This window comes from Streptomyces aurantiogriseus, assembly GCF_014649375.1.
Taxonomy (GTDB): Bacteria; Actinomycetota; Actinomycetes; order Streptomycetales; family Streptomycetaceae; genus Streptomyces; species Streptomyces aurantiogriseus.
This window is the reverse complement of the sequence record NZ_BMSX01000025.1, coordinates 53,836-69,745: the sequence shown is the minus strand read 5'-3', so window position 1 is coordinate 69,745 and position 15,910 is coordinate 53,836. Positions and strand designations below refer to the sequence as shown.

Sequence of the window (15,910 nt, the reverse complement as noted above, 5' to 3'; positions counted from 1 at the left end):
CCACCGCAACACTACATCTGGGGGTGGTGTGACAGCTGAGCACAAGATGTATGCTCATGCTCGCTGTCGCCGCAGGGGAATCCGGTGCGAATCCGGAACTGTCCCGCAACGGTGTACTCGCGTGCGTCCCTGTCCCTGTGCGCACGCCTGTTCAGTCCGAGGACCTGCCGACAGTGCACCCGGTCCGTCCGGTTCGGGTGCCTGACGTCCGGGCCTCGTGGAGTGGGCCGGTGGACGCGACGCCGTGCGCGCTCGTGTGCTGCCCCCTGCCCTCCGCCAGGCCCCCGCCGAGCGAGGGAGAGCCCCACGTGACCATCGCGCCAGCCGATCCGGCTTCAGCAGTCACCCCCGTGGAGGACGACGGTCCCGGAGCCGCACTGCTGCGCACCCTGACCGAGCTGACCGCCGACCTCCCCGACGCCGACCCCGGCCGGGTCGCCGCCGCCGCCCTGCGGGGCCGGTCCGCACGGGCGGACGAGACGGAGCTGCGCGAGCTGGCCACGGAGGCGGCCGCCGGCCTCATCTCCGAGGACCCCGCCTACTCCCGGCTGGCCGCGCGTCTGCTGACCATCGGCATCCGCGCCGAGGCCGCCTCCCAGGGCGTCACGTCCTTCACCGAGTCCGTCGGCGTGGGCCACCGCGAGGGCCTCATCGCCGACCGCACCGCCGCGTTCGTCCGTCTGCACGCGGACCGCCTCGACGCCCTGATCGACCCCCGGGCCGACGACCGCTTCGGCTACTTCGGCCTGCGCACCCTCCACAGCCGCTACCTCCTCCGGCACCCGATCACGCGCAAGGTCGTCGAGACGCCCCAGCACTTCCTGCTGCGAGTGGCGAGCGGTCTCGCCGAGGACACTGTGCTCAATGCGAAGACGGGCGTACGGTCCGTCGACGAAGTCGCCGCGCTCTACGGGCTCATGAGCCGCCTCGACTACCTCCCCTCCTCCCCCACGCTCTTCAACTCCGGCACCCGGCACCCCCAGATGTCGTCCTGCTACCTCCTCGACTCCCCCAAGGACGAGCTGGACTCCATCTACGACCGCTACCACCAGGTCGCCCGCCTGTCGAAGCACGCCGGCGGCATCGGGCTGTCGTACTCCCGGATCCGCTCGCGCGGTTCGCTGATCCGTGGCACCAACGGGCACTCCAACGGCATCGTCCCGTTCCTGAAGACCCTCGACGCCTCCGTCGCCGCCGTGAACCAGGGCGGCCGGCGCAAGGGCGCGGCCGCGGTCTATCTGGAGACCTGGCACTCCGACATCGAGGAGTTCCTGGAACTGCGCGACAACACCGGCGAGGACGCCCGCCGTACGCACAACCTCAACCTCGCGCACTGGGTCCCGGACGAGTTCATGCGCCGGGTCGACGCCGACGAGCAGTGGTCCCTCTTCTCCCCCGCCGACGTGCCCGAGCTGGTCGACCTGTGGGGCGAGGAGTTCGACGTGGCCTACCGCAGGGCCGAGGAGGCGGGGCTCGCGAAGAAGACCATCCCCGCCCGTGACCTGTACGGCCGCATGATGCGGACCCTCGCGCAGACCGGCAACGGCTGGATGACCTTCAAGGACGCCGCCAACCGGACGGCCAACCAGACGGCCGAGCGCGGCCATGTCGTCCACTCGTCCAACCTCTGCACGGAGATCCTGGAGGTCACGGACGACGGGGAGACGGCGGTCTGCAACCTGGGGTCGGTCAACCTGGGCGCGTTCGTGGTCGACGGGGACATCGACTGGGAGCGGCTGGACGAGACCGTCCGCACCGCCGTCACCTTCCTCGACCGCGTCGTCGACATCAACTTCTACCCGACCGAGCAGGCGGGCCGCTCCAACGCCCGCTGGCGCCCGGTCGGTCTCGGCGCGATGGGCCTCCAGGACGTCTTCTTCAAGCTGCGCCTGCCCTTCGACTCCCCCGAGGCCAAGGCTCTGTCCACCCGGATCGCCGAGCGCATCATGCTCGCCGCGTACGAGGCCTCCGCCGACCTCGCCGAGCGCAGCGGCCCGCTGTCCGCCTGGGACAAGACCCGTACCGCCCGAGGTGTCCTGCACCCCGACCACTACGGCGTCGAGTTCACGTGGCCGGAGCGCTGGGCGGCCCTGCGCGAGCGGATCGCGGCCGTCGGCATGCGCAACTCCCTGCTCCTCGCCATCGCGCCCACCGCCACCATCGCCTCCATCGCGGGCGTGTACGAGTGCATCGAGCCGCAGGTGTCCAACCTGTTCAAGCGTGAGACGCTGTCCGGTGAGTTCCTCCAGGTCAACTCGTACCTGGTGCGGGACCTGAAGGAGCTGGGCGTCTGGGACGCCCGCACCCGTGAGGCCCTGCGCGACTCCAACGGGTCCGTGCAGGACTTCCCCTGGATCCCCGAGGACGTACGCGCCCTGTACCGCACGGCGTGGGAGATCCCGCAGCGCGGCCTGATCGACATGGCGGCGGCGAGGACCCCCTTCCTCGACCAGTCCCAGTCCCTGAACCTCTTCATGGAGACGCCGACCATCGGAAAGCTCTCCTCGATGTACGCGTACGCCTGGAAGCAGGGCCTGAAGACGACGTACTACCTGCGCTCGCGCCCGGCGACCCGCATCGCCCGCGCCGCCCAGGCCCAGACCCGAGCCACCCTCCCCGTACAGCAGCCGGCGCCCGAAGACGCCGTCGCCTGCTCCCTCGAAAACCCCGAGTCCTGCGAGGCCTGCCAGTAATTCCCGCCCGCCACCCGACCACCACCCCTGGAGGACGGCGCTCCGCGCCGACTGTGATGAGTACCCAGAACCTGCTCGACCCCGGCTTCGAGCTGACTCTCCGCCCGATGCGCTACCCGGACTTCTACGAGCGCTACCGGGACGCCATCAAGAACACCTGGACCGTCGAGGAGGTCGACCTCCACTCGGACGTCGCCGACCTCGCCAAGCTCACGCCCGCCGAGCAGCACCTCATCGGCCGCCTGGTCGCCTTCTTCGCGACGGGCGACTCGATCGTCGCGAACAACCTGGTGCTGACGCTGTACAAGCACATCAACTCCCCCGAGGCGCGCCTGTACCTGAGCAGGCAGCTCTTCGAGGAAGCGGTCCACGTCCAGTTCTATCTGACGCTCCTGGACACCTACCTGCCCGACCCGGACGACCGCGCGGCCGCCTTCGCCGCCGTCGAGAACATCCCCTCCATCCGCGAGAAGGCCGAGTTCTGCTTCACGTGGATGGACTCGGTGGAGAAGCTCGACCGGCTGGAGACCAAGGCCGACCGCCGCCGCTTCCTCCTCAACCTCGTCTGCTTCGCCGCGTGCATCGAGGGCCTGTTCTTCTACGGCGCCTTCGCGTACGTCTACTGGTTCCGCAGCCGGGGTCTGCTGCACGGCCTCGCCACCGGCACCAACTGGGTGTTCCGCGACGAGACCATGCACATGAGCTTCGCGTTCGACGTCGTCGACACCGTCCGCAAGGAGGAGCCGGACCTCTTCGACGACGAGCTGCGGCAGCAGGTCACCGACATGCTGCGGGAGGCCGTCGAGGCCGAGCTGCAGTTCGCGCGCGACCTGTGCGGCGACGGCCTGCCGGGCATGAACACCGACTCGATGCGCCAGTACCTCGAGTGCGTCGCCGACCAGCGTCTGACCCGGCTCGGCTTCGCCCCGGTGTACGGCTCGGAGAACCCCTTCTCCTTCATGGAGCTGCAGGGCGTTCAGGAGCTGACCAACTTCTTCGAGCGCCGCCCGTCGGCGTACCAGGTCGCCGTGGAGGGCACGGTCGACCTGGACGAGGACTTCTGAGTCCGCTCCCGTTCGCGGGCAGCCCTCAGCTGACGGTCGATCCGGCGCTCGTGGAGATGTCCCACGAGCGCCGGGCCGGCCAGAAGGACGAAGAGGACCAGGACTGTCACATAGCCACTGACTGCGTTCATGCGGTAAGCATCGTTCTCCGCTGAAGCTCATGACAGTGGCAGGACTGCCGCACACCTTCAAATTCCTGCCACTTCCACGGCACACTGAGCACATGCTGAAGAACGTGGCGGTCATCCTCCTCAACGGCGCGCACCCCTTCGAACTCGGCGTCGTCTGCGAGGTGTTCGGCATCGACCGCAGCGACGAGGGGCTGCCGGTCTACGACTTCGCGGTCGCCTCGGCGGAGGGGCCGACCCTGACCACCCACGCAGGCTTCACCCTGCGTACGGAACACGGGCTGGAGCGGCTGGAGAGCGCCGACCTGATCGCCGTGCCGGCCGGGGACACCTACACCGAGCGGGAGTACCCGCCCGAGCTGCTCGACGCGCTGCGCCGGGCCGTGGACCGGGGGACGCGGGTGCTCAGCGTCTGTTCCGGAGTGTTCGTGCTGGGCGCGGCGGGGCTCCTGGACGGGCGGCGCTGCGCGGTGCACTGGCGGCACGCGGAGCAGCTGGCCCGGCAGTATCCGCGGACGACCGTCGAGCCCGACGTGCTCTACGTCGACGACGACCCCGTGATCACCTCGGCCGGCACGGCCGCCGGCATCGACGCCTGTCTGCATCTCGTCCGCAAGGAGCAGGGACCCGAGGTCGCCAACAGGATCGCCCGGCGGATGGTCGTGCCGCCGCACCGGGACGGCGGTCAGGCCCAGTACATCGAGCGGCCGCTGCCCCGGTCGTCCTGCGACACCGTCGGTGAGGTGCTCGCGTGGATGGAGCAGCACCTCGACCAGGAGGTGACCGTCGAGCAGCTCGCGGCCCGCGCGCACATGTCCCCACGCACCTTCGCCCGCCGTTTCCAGCAGGAGACCGGCACGACCCCCTACCGGTGGATCCTGCGCCAGCGCGTCCTGCTGGCCCAGCATCTGCTGGAGGCGACGGACGAGACGGTCGACGCGATCGCCGGGCGCACCGGCTTCGGCACGGCGGCGGCGCTGCGGCACCAGTTCATGCGGGCGCTGGGCACCACCCCGAACGCCTACCGGCGTACGTTCCGGGGCCCGGAGGCCGCCTGAACGCACGCCGGGAGCGGACTTCTCATCGGGGCAGCGGCTTCAGCAGCAGCTGCTTCGGGTGCAGGGTGATGCCCACCCGGGTGGCGTCGTCGGAGCCCGGGACCTGCTCGAAGCGGAACGACCCCGCGAGCACCGCCGTGACCAGCGTCAGCAGGGCCATCGAGAAGTGGTCACTGGGGCACTTGCGGTTGCCCACGCCGAACGGCCGCATGGCGTACTTCGGGATGTCCTTCGACCGCTGCGGATGCCACCGGTCCGGGTCGAACTCGAGGTGCCGTTCGTAGGAACGCGGATCGCGCTGGATCGCGTACGGGCTGTACACGATGTCGGCACCGGCGGGAATGCGATACCCGCCGAGTTCGGTGTCGGCGACCGCCCGCCTCGTCAATATCCATACGGCGGGGAGCAACCGCATGGCTTCCATGACGACGTTGTTCGTGTGCGTCAGCCGGCGTACGTGCTCGAATGCGACGGGCTTACCGCAGGTTACGGCGTCGACCTCGGCGCACACTTTGTCTGCCTGTTCCGGATGGTCGGCGAGGATCAGCAGCAGCGACATGATCGTGGACGCGATGGTTTCGCTGCCAGGGGTGAGTATCGCGACGACCTGGTCGTGGATCTCCTGTTCCCCGATGGGGTCGCCATTGTCGTCCTTCGCTTCCAGCAATGCCGTGAGCAAATCGTCCGGCCTTTGACCGGACGACCGGCGTTCGGCGATGATCTCGTCGACCAGGAGATGCAAATCGGCCAGGGCGCGGTTGAATTCACGGTTGGCCGGAAGCGGCAGCTTGTACAGCGGTCCGAGCGGCACCACCATGCGGTGGTACATACCTTGGAACACACTGGCGAGCGCGATGCACAGGCGCTCGGCCCGCTCGTCCATGTACTGGCCGCGCAGCAGACAGCGGGCGGCGACGCGCACCGCGATGCGGAACGACTCCGAGGTGCAGTCGATCGTCTCGCCGGACTTCCAGCGCTCGGTGAGCGCGTGCGTCTCCTCCTCCATGATCGGCCCGTAGGCGGGGATGGCGTCGAGCCGGAACGCGGGCTGGATGGTGCGCCGCTGCCGACGGTGGAGCGGGCCGTTGGCGGTGGCCACGCCCTCCTTCCCGAGCAGGCCTTCCAGGGACTCCCACAGGGGTCCGGCGATGATGTAGTCGGGGCTGAGGGCGAGGGCCCCGGTGAGATCCGGGTGGGTGACGGCGTACACCGTCTTGGGGCCCAGCTTGATGCGGACGACGTCGCCGTGGGCGCTCAGCCGGCTCATGAAGGCCAGCGGATCGCGGGCGAGCCTCCAGCCGTGGCCGAGGAGCGGAACCCCGCCACCGGCCAGGGGCGGCACTCGTAACTCCGGTGACCCAGGTGTCGTGGGCTTCACCGACTCGATGGTCATTTCTCACCTGCCGCTTCGTTGTCGACGTATGGAGGGGTGGACCGGTCATCCCAGCTGTCGACCATGTAGCGGCCGGATTCGTGGTGGAACCAGTAGACCGAGCTGAACCAGTTCCGCATGTTTTCCACGCAGTCCCGCACGGCGGTGCCCAACTGCTTTCCGTGGACCGTCCCGTCGGCGAGCCGATCGGCCAGCCGTAAGACGTCCTTTTCCACGGCGAGGAACTCGGATATGCATTCCTCGACGCGCCGCCGGACTTCGTCGACAGCTTCTTCCAGGGTCATCCCCTCATGGGTGATGAGACTGATTCCGAGATTGTGGACCTCGTCGCCCGCGATTTCCTTCGGAAGCGAGCAGAGGTCGTTGTACCAGGCGGCGAATTCCTGGCTGAGCAGGGCCGCACGCCGATAGGCCGGGTGTTTCCGTACCGCGTCCGGGAGTTCGCATCCCGCACTTGGTTCCAGCAGATCCGTCCAGATCCAGTGCGCGAAGGTGAGCCGGCGCAGCGCGAGATACTCGTCGACGGTCGGGATCCGTCCCTCGACACGATTGCGGAATTCCTGGTCGTACGCCTCGATCACCGCGTGGAAGTGCCGGGCGAACCGCGCGTTCCACGTTCCGGGAAGGAAGGAGTACAGCCGGCCCACGCTGTCCGCGAGTCCGGCGACCAGTGGATCCTCGTGGTGCAGATGAGCCGTCGGCGCGTCCAGCGCGGCGTGCAAGCGGAACCTCAACTGCCGCCAGGCGGTGGCCCGATCGTGCACGACGTCGCGGTCGTGCCGGTCGTCCCAGACGAAGAACCACGCGCTGAAGTCGGCGATGGCCTGGAGCACCTCGTCGGATGCGCCGAGGTAGTAGCCCGCCATCAGATCGGTGTAGCACAAGCCGTCGGCATATTCGGCGACCTTGTCCGCCGGCATGAGCCGTTTTTCCAGCAGCCATGAGCGCGTCTTCTCCTGCAACCGGGGCCAATACGGATGCAGTTGCCGGGGAAAGGCCGCCTCGATGACCGGAAGAGAGAGCGAAGGAGGAACCGCGATCGCGGTCACCGTCGCCGCGGTGCGGTATGTGGTGCGGTATGTGGTGCTGCATGGGAAAGCTGGCACGAACAACCCCTCTCAGCCGCCAGTGGTCGCACACCCCTCCCGCCGTGCGGGCGTGCGCCGTCGCGTATCCCCGCACTTCCCATTCAGCACTACAACTGACCGCTCTGGGAACGGATTTGCTTCATTCGTCATCCTGGGCTGCCGAAAATCCACCTCGGGGATGACTGGTTATGGCTCAGTGGATGTGCATAAGCGATCGAACGTGCGTCGGACACACGAACGAGGCCCGGCCGGGAGCGATCCCGGCCAGGCCTCTTGAGAAGGGGAGGTGATTCAGTCGTTCGCGACCACGGGGTAGCGGGGCTCGTTCTCGGCCATCTGCCGCAGGGCGTCCTTGCGTTCCCGCTTGGAGAGGCGGTCGATGTAGAGGTACCCGTACAGGTGATCGGTCTCGTGCTGCAAACACCGAGCGAAGTAGCCGGTGCCGCGCACCTTGATCGGGTTGCCCTTCTCGTCCTGCCCGGTCACCTCGGCGTAGTCCGGCCGCGCGAGCGGCGCGTACGCCGTCGGCACCGACAGGCAGCCCTCGTTGCTGTCGTCCAGCCGGCGCTTCTCGGCGGGCAGTTCGACCAGCTTGGGGTTGCAGACCACGCCGACGTGCCGCACGCCCTCGTCGTCGGGGCAGTCGTAGACGAAGACCTTCAGGTCGACGCCGATCTGGTTGGCGGCCAGGCCCACGCCCTCAGCGGTGCGCTGCGAGGCGAACATGTCCGCGACCAGCCGCTGGAGCTCCTCGCCGAACTCGGTGACGTCCTTGCACTCCTTGTGCAGCACCGGGTTGCCGACGACGGTGATCGGCCGCGAGGTCCCGGCCTCCCGCCAGGCCTGCTCGCGCTCCTCCGTCTCCTCGGTGTCGATGACGAAGCCCTCGTCGTCCACGGGGAGCACGCCCGCGTGCTGCTGATCGGTGTCCTGCTGCGCCATGACCGACGTATGCCTTCCTCAGAAAAACGGGGGGTGAATGCTCGATACAGGGTACGGGGAACGCGCCCCCGCAGGGCGCGGGACTGCATCGATATGCCGCTCCGCCGCAGGGGCGCGACCAGCCACGACGAACCCGCAGCCGGACGGTGTCAGCAGACCTCCTCAAGGTCCCGCCAGTCCCTGGAGTCGGGGCTGTCGGCCACCCACCCGTCCAACAACCCCCGCACCAACGAGGCCGGCGCAGCCACCCCACACTCCCGTTCCGGCACCCACAACTGCCCGTCCGTCCGGTGACCGAGCGGCCCCGGATGCCCCGGCTCACTGTGGTCGTGCGGGTCGAGATGCTCGCCGTCGCCCTCGTCGGACGGCATCCGCGACTCCGAGCACATCCGGCACAGCAGCCGCACGGAGGACGACCAGTCCTCGGCGGCGAACCCGGCGTCGGCGGCCAGCTGCTCCAACGCGTCCCGGTCGGCCTCCGTCGCGGCCTCCAGCAGGACCACCCAGGTCGGTACGGGCGACGGCGCCCACAGCTCGATCTCGTCGAAGACGGGGTAGGCGTGCCCGGCCGACGTGGTCCGCTCGCCGTGCGGTACCCCGTCGTGCAGCACGACCTCGCCCCACCGCCGCCCCGAGGACGGCAGCGGAATCGACAGCACCTCTATCCGGGCGGGGTCCAGCCGCCGCCCCCACACCACCTCGGCCTCCCCCTCGGGCGACAGCCGTACGGCCGCGCTGCCCAGCTCCATGCCGAGAGGCTCGCCGGAGGCTGTGGCGCCGCCCGGCACGTACAGCCCGTAGGCCTGCCAGGCGCGGCGGGCCAGCGGCCAGTCCTGCAGGGCGGTGGCGGCGATGCCGACGTTCCACCAGTCGGGGGCGCCGGTCTCCCGGTCGAGCAGGGCGACCGCACGCAGGCCCGCGGCGCGGGCCTGCTCCCAGTCGTGCCGGAACTTGTGCAGCAGAGCGAGGTTGAACCAGGACTCCGACAGCCAGGGCTCCAGATCGGCGGCACGTGTCAGCAGCGCGCCCGCGTCCTCGTACCGGCCGTCGCCGATCAACGTGAACGCGCGGTCGGTGGCCTGCCGCCAGGAGGCGGAGGGCCGGTGCCGTCCCTTGCCGAAGATCCTCACGATTCCCGCCTGCCAGTTCCGTGACGTGGGCTGGCCAGTGCCCCCGGACACTCTCTCTCCCTCGCATCCAACCACGTGTGGCTGGAACGGCGCTCATTACCCATGGGTTACCCACTGGTCGGGAGGGTCAGACAATCCCGGGACAGCACTCTGGCCAGCGCTTCCACCACCTCCGGTGCGTACTCCCCGCCCGTCCCCAGCCGCAGCTCCTCCAGGGCGGTGAGCGGCCCGCCGGGACCGGCGTCGCGCACCTTCTCCTCGTAGGCGTTGACCACCCGCACGATCCGGGCGGCCACCGGCTGCTCCGGGTAGGGATCGGCCTGGCGCTCCACGACGGTCGCGACCTGCGCGCTCGCCCCGGTCTGGCGGACGACGGCCCCGCCGAGCAGCGCGATCCGCCGCTGTTCCGCGAGCGGCAGCCCGGCCGTGGCGCCGGCCGGGACCGGGTCGACGAGGCTGAGCTGCCCGATGTCGTGCATCAGGGCCGCGTACTCCAGGACGGTCAGCTCGGGCTCCGTGAGACCCAGGTCGCGTCCCACGGCCTGGCTGAGCGCGGCGACCCGACGAGCGTGCCCGGGCGGGGTGTATCCGGCGATCTCGGTGGCGCGGGCGAGGGAGGCGATGGTCTGCCGGTAGGTGGCGCGGACGGCGGCGTACCGGCGCAGGGAGTGCTGGGTGAGCAGCAGCGGCACCGAGAACACGGGCAGCGCCCACAGGCCGACGACGGCCACCGCGAGTGCCATCACCGCGCCCGTCGCACAGACGGCCGACCCGATCCCGGGCACGCACCGCAGCTCGTCGCGGAGCAGCGGGGCGAACGGCCAGCAGGTGCGGGAGTGCGCGAGCGCGGCGGCGACCACGGCGTCGCACAGCACGGTGAGAACGAGCAGGGCGAGCAGCAGCAGCGCGTACGCGGGGCCGCTCCAGTGGTCGAACACGCCGTGGTTGTAGAGGGGCTGGAAGCACACGGCGGTGAAGCCGACGGCCAGGACCCGCCGGACCAGGTGGTCCAGGACCGGTCCCTGCCCGCGCGCGAGATGCGGCACGCTGCCGAGCAGGGAGGCGGCGACCACGACCGCCACGACCTGCGCGACCCCGTGGTGCGTGGCCTGCCCGGCGTGCTCCCCGAGCAGCGCGTACGACAGCGACCCGGCGGTCCCGAGCGGCGCGGCCTCGCGCAGGCCGGGCCCGCTCGTGGGGGTCCTGATCAGCTCGCCGACGGCGATCAGCACGCCGAAGGCGAGGGCGACGGGCCGCTCCTCGACACCCGTGCGGAGGGTGACGAGGAGGGAGACGGTGGCGAGGAGGGCGGCGGCGGTGTGGAGGGCGAGCAGGGGGCGGCGGGAGGTCATCGGCGGGCTCCGGGCCGGTCGGGGACCTGGGTCGGGGGCGGCACGGTGGGCCGGGTCTCCTCGGCGGTCACCACGGGATGCCATCCGTCCCGCGCGATGACCCGGACCAGTGCGGTGACCATCCGGGGGTCGAACTGGGCCCCGGCGCACCGCTGGAGCTCCTCCAGGGCCACCTCCACCGGACGGGCCCTGCTGTAGGACCGCGTGGAGGTCATCGCGTCGAAGGCGTCCGCCACGGCCACCACCCGTGCGCACTCCGGGATCTGGCTCCCCACCAGCCCGTAGGGGTAGCCGCTGCCATCGATCCGCTCGTGGTGGTGGAGGATCGCCGAGCGGGCCTCGCCGAGGAAGGAGATGCCCCGGGTGATCTCGTGCCCGTACTCGGGGTGCAGTTCGATCACACGCCGCTCCTCGGGGGTCAGCGGCCCGTTCTTGCGCAGCAGCCGGGTGGGCACGCCGAGCTTGCCGACGTCGTGCAGGATCCCGGCGAACCGGAGCACCTCGACCCGCCCCTCGTCCATCCCTAGCTCGCGCGCGATCAGCATCGAGGCCTGTCCGACGCGCTCGCTGTGCCCGCGGGTGTAGCCGTCCTTGATGTCGACGGCCTGCACCAGCGCGCGGATGGTGGCCTGGTGGGCGGCCCGCTCCCGGTGGTACTGCGCGAACACCCACCACGAGACACCCATCGGGAACAGCACGAGCAGCGCGGCGACCGGCCCGTAGGGGCTGCGCCACAGGACGGCCATCATCAGCCCCGCGAGCCCGTGCACCCCTACGGGTGCGAGCGAGCGCCGGAAGAGCCCGCGCCGGCACCGCCGCGGCGGCAGCCCCTCCGCCAGCGCGAGGATCCCGCCGTCGAGCACGGCGAAGACCAGACAGAACACCAGCACGGCGGCCCCCGCGGGCAGCAGCGCGTAGGGGACGTCCGAGGCCTCGACGGCGTCCTGCCCGTCCAGCGCCCGGTGCACGCGGGAGGCGGCCCAGACGCCGATCACCAGATGGGCGGCGCGCCAGATCCGCCGCAGCAGGAAGGGCCGCTGCTCCACGAGGGAGAACAGCGCGCCGGGCAGCGGGACGAGCGCCGCGGCGGACGGCGGCAGCAGGAAGGCCCCGGCGAGCAGCACGGGGTAGAAGGTGCCGGCGAACCGGCGGCGGGCGATCCGCTCACCGCCGGCGTACAGCGCGGCGAGCAGCAGGACCGCCCCCCAGGGGACGCGCACCGACGGCAGCGGCGCCAGACAGAGCAGGGCGCCGAGGACCACACAGACGACGTACGCGCGCGCCCGCGCCGGGATCCCCTCCATGTCGCCTCCCCTGACCACACCTTCTCCAGGCTCCGGTTCAGGCTCCGGAGCCTAGGGTGGCGAGGGGTGGCGATGCGGGCGCATCACCCGCGGATTAGCACATTCGGGTGACAGCTGCGGCGTCAGGATTCCTGCGGGGTCGCTGTCACGTCGTGCTCGGGCACGGCCTGTCCGGAGCGAATCAGATCGAGCCGCCCCAGTACCTTGGCCCGCAGGTCGGTCGGCACGTCGTCATGGCCGCAGCACCGCTTGACCAGCTTCTTCACGGCCTCTTCGAGGCCGTACTTCTCCAGGCACGGCGAGCACTCGTTGAAGTGCTGCTTGAACTTGTCGCGATCGACGTCCGGCATCTCACTGTCGAGGAACTCGTACAGATGATCGAGAACCTCACTGCAGTCCGTCTCGTGCGGCTCTCCGCAGCTCATGAGCCCGAGCCTTTCGCTTCGTCCGACTCTCCGGCGCCGGCCGGGACCAGCCCGCGCTCACGGGCGTAGTCCTCGAGCATGCCGCGCAGTTGACGGCGGCCCCGGTGCAGCCGGGACATCACCGTACCGATGGGTGTCCCCATGATGTCCGCGATCTCCTTGTACGCAAAGCCCTCGACGTCCGCGAGGTACACGGCGATGCGGAACTCCTCGGGAATGGCCTGAAGTGCTTCCTTCACATCCGAGTCGGGCAGGTGGTCCAGCGCCTGCGACTCGGCCGAGCGCAGCCCCGTCGACATGTGCGACTCGGCGCGCGCCAGCTGCCAGTCCTCGATCTCCTCGGCCGCGCTGCGCTGGGGTTCGCGCTGCTTCTTGCGGTACGAGTTGATGAAGGTGTTGGTGAGGATCCGGTACAGCCATGCCTTGAGATTGGTGCCCTCGCGGAACTGGTGGAAGGACGCGTACGCCTTGGCATACGTCTCCTGCACCAGGTCCTCGGCGTCGGCCGGGTTGCGCGTCATGCGCAGCGCGGCCGAGTACATCTGGTCGAGGAACTCGAGCGCGTCCCGCTCGAAGCGCGCACTGCGCTCCGCGGACGACTCGTTGCTCGTCTCCACGCCCATGCCCTGGCCCTCGGGCAGCTCCGCCTGGCCGTTGTCGGTCCCTGCGTCGGTACCGGTGACCGGACCCACCTCCTCAAGATTGCGGGCAGAACCGAAACCGGTCCCACTCGAATCGGAGGATAGACGACTACCGGCACCTGCCGCCGCTCGAACAGGAGCGGTCCTGGCCGCGTGCAGCACCGTCCAGTCCAGGTCGGCGCGGCTGCTGCGGCTCGGGCACATAGTCGAACCCATGCGGCGGACTTCCTCTCCTACGACGTCGGTGCTGCCTGTCCAGCACTTCTGTCCGCCTCAACAGCGCCCCGCCCCGCAACATTCCCTGCTCTTTACCCGAGTGAGGCAACCCACTGCACGACACCGGCGGTCAGGACCTCCAGGGCCTGCTCCTGGCTGATCTCCGCCCGCTTGGGCACGGCGAGGCCATGGTCGCCGGACGGCACCTCGACGAGCTCGTAAGCCCCCTCGGGGAACTCCTCCGGCCTGCCCCAGGGATCGTTGCCCCCTTGTACGACGAGCGTGGGCACCCCGGCCCCGAGCAGCTCGTCGGCACGGGATTTCTCGGGCTTGCCCGGCGGGTGGAGCGGGAAGGCGAGCGCGAGGACGGCGTGGGCGCCGAGCTCGGTGGCGGTACGGCAGGCCACGCGCGCACCCGCGCTGCGCCCGCCGGAGATCACCGGCAGCCCGGCCTTCGCGACGGCCGGCCAGATCCCGCGCCAGCCGACGTCGAGCGTCTTCGGCGCCGACGCCACCTTCTTCCCGGCCACCCGCCAGGGCTGCTCGACGAGGGCGACGGTCACGCCGTGTTCCGGGAGGACGCGGGCCAGTGCCTGGAGGTCGCGTGCCTCGATGCCGCCGCCGGCGCCGTGGCTGACGGCGAGGATCAGTACCGGCTTCTTCGCCCTGTGCCAGGTGATGCGGGCGTCCCCCGCGTCCGTGGCGATGATCTCGGTGGTCACGTCAGAACAGTGTGCCCTCTTCCGGCCCTTCCAGCTCCTTCAGCAGCTCCGGGCCGTTGTTGCGGACGTTGCTGACGGCCGTGGAGACCGGGTAGGCGCGCATCAGACCGGCGGGCGGCGGTTCGAGGAGCGAGCGCAGGTCCTCGACGTCCGTCCGGGAGGGGTCGAGCCAGGCGTCCCAGCGGTCGGGGGTGAGCATCAGGGGCATCCGGGGGTGGATGTCGGCCAGGGCGCGCGGGCCCTCGGCGGGGGCCACGGCCAGCGGGGTCCTCTCGGCCTCCGTCGTGATGACCGAGCAGGTCGCCCACCAGGCCTGCGGGTGGTCGTCCGGCAGCGTCCGGTCCCGCCAGAACTCGTACAGCCCGGCCATCGCGAAGACCGAGCCGTCGGCCGGGAGCACGAAGTAGGGCTGCTTGCGGGGCCGCTTCTTCTTGCCCTCGACCTCCAGGTCCCGCTCCTGCTGCCCGGTGACCCACTCGTAGTAGCCGTCTGCGGGGACGATGCAGCGCCGCGCGGTGAAGGCGCGGCGGTAGGACGGCTTCTCGTGGACGGTCTCCGCGCGCGCGTTGATCATCCGGGCGCCGCCCTCGGGAGTCTTCGCCCAGGACGGGACCAGTCCCCACTTCAGCTTGCGCAGCTGGCGAACCGGGCGCGGGTCCTCCACGTCCTTCAGAGGACGGTCCAGGACGGCGTAGACCTCCTTGGTCGGAGCCACGTTGTAGTCGGGCGCCAGGGTCTCCTCGGGCTCCCACTTGTCGATTTCAAAGATTCCTGCGAGATCCTCGGGCCTGCGACTCGCTGCATACCGTCCGCACATACGTGCCACACTGCCAGACTCCGTGAGACGAGAGGGAGCCACCAGGAAACATGGACAGCCACGCCGCCACCGCGCTGCCCGACCTCTGGGACCGGCTCCTCGGCACCCAGCCCGACCCCGACCTGTGGGTGGTGATCGCCACTGCGGTCGCGGCCCTCGCCGTCGTCATGCCGCACAACCTGTGGCGCCTGTCGCGCAACGCCATCACCATCGCCCACGAGGGCGGCCACGGCCTGGTCGCGCTGTTGACCGGCCGCCAGCTCACCGGGATACGCCTGCACTCCGACACCAGCGGCCTGACCCTCAGCCGCGGCAAGCCGCACGGCCTCGGGATGATCCTCACCGCGGCCTCCGGCTACACCGCTCCCCCGCTGCTGGGCCTGGGCGGCGCCGCGCTGCTGGGCGTCGGCCGCATCACGCTGCTGCTGTGGCTGGCGACGCTCCTGCTGGTGGCGATGCTGGTGATGATCCGCAACGCGTACGGGGCGCTGACGGTGGTCCTCACGGGCGGCACGTTCCTGCTGGTGTCCTGGCTGGCCGGCCCCCAGGTGCAGGCGGCGTTCGCGTACGCGGTGGTGTGGTTCCTGCTGCTGGGCGGGGTACGGCCGGCGTTCGAGCTCCAGGCGAAGAGGTCGCGTGGGGGTGCCGGGGACTCGGACGCGGACCAGTTGTCGCGGCTGACGCATGTACCGGCGGGCCTGTGGCTGTTCCTGTTCCACGCGGTGTCGCTGTGCTCACTGATGGGTGGGGGGCGCTGGCTGCTGGGGATGTGACCGCCGGGGAGTGCTGGGGGTGTGAACGCCCTTTTCCGGGGTGCGGGACCGCGTCGGTGTGCGGCTCCGCCGCGGTGGTGCCCCCGCTCGAGCGAAGCCGAGAGTGGGGGAGCGACCAGCTCCGACGGCACCGCACCCAGACGTCGGCCGACCCCGTCGGAGAC

General features: G+C 70.2%; 14 protein-coding genes and 1 riboswitch. Of the genes, 4 read left to right on the top strand and 10 right to left on the bottom strand.

What is annotated here, in order from left to right:
• The first annotated feature begins 15 nt into the window (after window positions 1-15).
• Window positions 16-186, top strand: a riboswitch (cobalamin riboswitch).
• Between the two features lie 122 nt (window positions 187-308).
• The 3 genes from IE263_RS38745 (at window position 309) to IE263_RS38735 (ending at window position 4,943) form a co-directional block, all read left to right on the top strand.
• Window positions 309-2,693: a ribonucleoside-diphosphate reductase subunit alpha gene (locus IE263_RS38745; RefSeq protein WP_189942785.1), complete on the top strand. Its 2,385-nt coding sequence runs from the start codon at window positions 309-311 to the stop codon at window positions 2,691-2,693.
• A 56-nt stretch (window positions 2,694-2,749) separates the two neighbouring features.
• Window positions 2,750-3,757 carry a ribonucleotide-diphosphate reductase subunit beta gene (locus IE263_RS38740; RefSeq protein ID WP_189942784.1) on the top strand — a complete coding sequence of 336 codons (1,008 nt, stop codon included), beginning with the start codon at window positions 2,750-2,752 and terminating at the stop codon, window positions 3,755-3,757.
• Window positions 3,758-3,980: 223 nt separating this feature from the next.
• The gene (locus IE263_RS38735) at window positions 3,981-4,943 is read left to right on the top strand and encodes a GlxA family transcriptional regulator (protein WP_189942783.1); all 963 of its coding nucleotides are present in this window, start codon (window positions 3,981-3,983) and stop codon (window positions 4,941-4,943) included.
• 22 nt (window positions 4,944-4,965) lie between these two features.
• Here the strand turns inward: IE263_RS38735 and IE263_RS38730 are convergent, their stop codons facing one another.
• The 10 genes from IE263_RS38730 to IE263_RS38685 form a co-directional block, all read right to left on the bottom strand.
• On the bottom strand, window positions 4,966-6,336 hold the full coding sequence (locus IE263_RS38730) for a bifunctional albaflavenone monooxygenase/terpene synthase (RefSeq protein WP_189942782.1): 1,371 nt from the start codon (window positions 6,334-6,336) through the stop codon (window positions 4,966-4,968).
• Window positions 6,333-7,442, bottom strand: coding sequence for an epi-isozizaene synthase (cyc1, locus tag IE263_RS38725; RefSeq protein WP_444545107.1), 1,110 nt, complete (start codon window positions 7,440-7,442; stop codon window positions 6,333-6,335). Before cyc1 ends, IE263_RS38730 begins: the two co-directional genes overlap by 4 nt.
• Window positions 7,443-7,715: 273 nt before the next feature.
• The gene (gene def, locus IE263_RS38720) at window positions 7,716-8,366 is read right to left on the bottom strand and encodes a peptide deformylase (RefSeq protein WP_189942780.1); all 651 of its coding nucleotides are present in this window, start codon (window positions 8,364-8,366) and stop codon (window positions 7,716-7,718) included.
• Between the two features lie 149 nt (window positions 8,367-8,515).
• Window positions 8,516-9,496, bottom strand: coding sequence for a tetratricopeptide repeat protein (locus IE263_RS38715; RefSeq protein ID WP_189942851.1), 981 nt, complete (start codon window positions 9,494-9,496; stop codon window positions 8,516-8,518).
• Window positions 9,497-9,603: 107 nt separating this feature from the next.
• Window positions 9,604-10,848, bottom strand: coding sequence for an HD-GYP domain-containing protein (locus IE263_RS38710; protein WP_189942779.1), 1,245 nt, complete (start codon window positions 10,846-10,848; stop codon window positions 9,604-9,606).
• Complete coding sequence (locus IE263_RS38705; RefSeq protein WP_189942778.1) at window positions 10,845-12,152, bottom strand: HD-GYP domain-containing protein; 1,308 nt, start codon at window positions 12,150-12,152, stop codon at window positions 10,845-10,847. The genes IE263_RS38710 and IE263_RS38705 overlap by 4 nt, the downstream gene beginning before the upstream one ends.
• A 122-nt stretch (window positions 12,153-12,274) precedes the next feature.
• Window positions 12,275-12,577: a mycothiol system anti-sigma-R factor gene (gene rsrA / locus IE263_RS38700; RefSeq protein ID WP_189942777.1), complete on the bottom strand. Its 303-nt coding sequence runs from the start codon at window positions 12,575-12,577 to the stop codon at window positions 12,275-12,277.
• Window positions 12,574-13,269, bottom strand: coding sequence for a sigma-70 family RNA polymerase sigma factor (locus IE263_RS38695; protein ID WP_189942776.1), 696 nt, complete (start codon window positions 13,267-13,269; stop codon window positions 12,574-12,576). The genes rsrA and IE263_RS38695 overlap by 4 nt, the downstream gene beginning before the upstream one ends.
• Window positions 13,270-13,526: 257 nt before the next feature.
• Window positions 13,527-14,156: an alpha/beta hydrolase family protein gene (locus tag IE263_RS38690; protein WP_189942775.1), complete on the bottom strand. Its 630-nt coding sequence runs from the start codon at window positions 14,154-14,156 to the stop codon at window positions 13,527-13,529.
• A gap of 1 nt (window position 14,157) precedes the next feature.
• Complete coding sequence (locus IE263_RS38685) at window positions 14,158-14,973, bottom strand: SOS response-associated peptidase (RefSeq protein ID WP_189942774.1); 816 nt, start codon at window positions 14,971-14,973, stop codon at window positions 14,158-14,160.
• A gap of 50 nt (window positions 14,974-15,023) precedes the next feature.
• On the opposite strand from IE263_RS38685, the gene IE263_RS38680 reads away from it, so the two are divergent.
• Window positions 15,024-15,746 (top strand): M50 family metallopeptidase, encoded by a 723-nt coding sequence (locus IE263_RS38680; RefSeq protein ID WP_189942773.1) that lies wholly within the window; start codon window positions 15,024-15,026, stop codon window positions 15,744-15,746.
• Window positions 15,747-15,910 lie beyond the last annotated feature (164 nt).

Coding starts and splice junctions, on each gene's coding strand:
- IE263_RS38680 (WP_189942773.1), top strand. CDS start 15,024: ATGGACAGCCACGCCGCCACCGCGCTGCCCGACCTCTGGGACCGGCTC.
- IE263_RS38730 (WP_189942782.1), bottom strand. CDS start 6,336: ATGACCATCGAGTCGGTGAAGCCCACGACACCTGGGTCACCGGAGTTA.
- IE263_RS38740 (WP_189942784.1), top strand. CDS start 2,750: ATGAGTACCCAGAACCTGCTCGACCCCGGCTTCGAGCTGACTCTCCGC.
- IE263_RS38685 (WP_189942774.1), bottom strand. CDS start 14,973: ATGTGCGGACGGTATGCAGCGAGTCGCAGGCCCGAGGATCTCGCAGGA.
- def (WP_189942780.1), bottom strand. CDS start 8,366: ATGGCGCAGCAGGACACCGATCAGCAGCACGCGGGCGTGCTCCCCGTG.
- IE263_RS38705 (WP_189942778.1), bottom strand. CDS start 12,152: ATGGAGGGGATCCCGGCGCGGGCGCGCGCGTACGTCGTCTGTGTGGTC.
- IE263_RS38735 (WP_189942783.1), top strand. CDS start 3,981: ATGCTGAAGAACGTGGCGGTCATCCTCCTCAACGGCGCGCACCCCTTC.
- IE263_RS38710 (WP_189942779.1), bottom strand. CDS start 10,848: ATGACCTCCCGCCGCCCCCTGCTCGCCCTCCACACCGCCGCCGCCCTC.
- rsrA (WP_189942777.1), bottom strand. CDS start 12,577: ATGAGCTGCGGAGAGCCGCACGAGACGGACTGCAGTGAGGTTCTCGAT.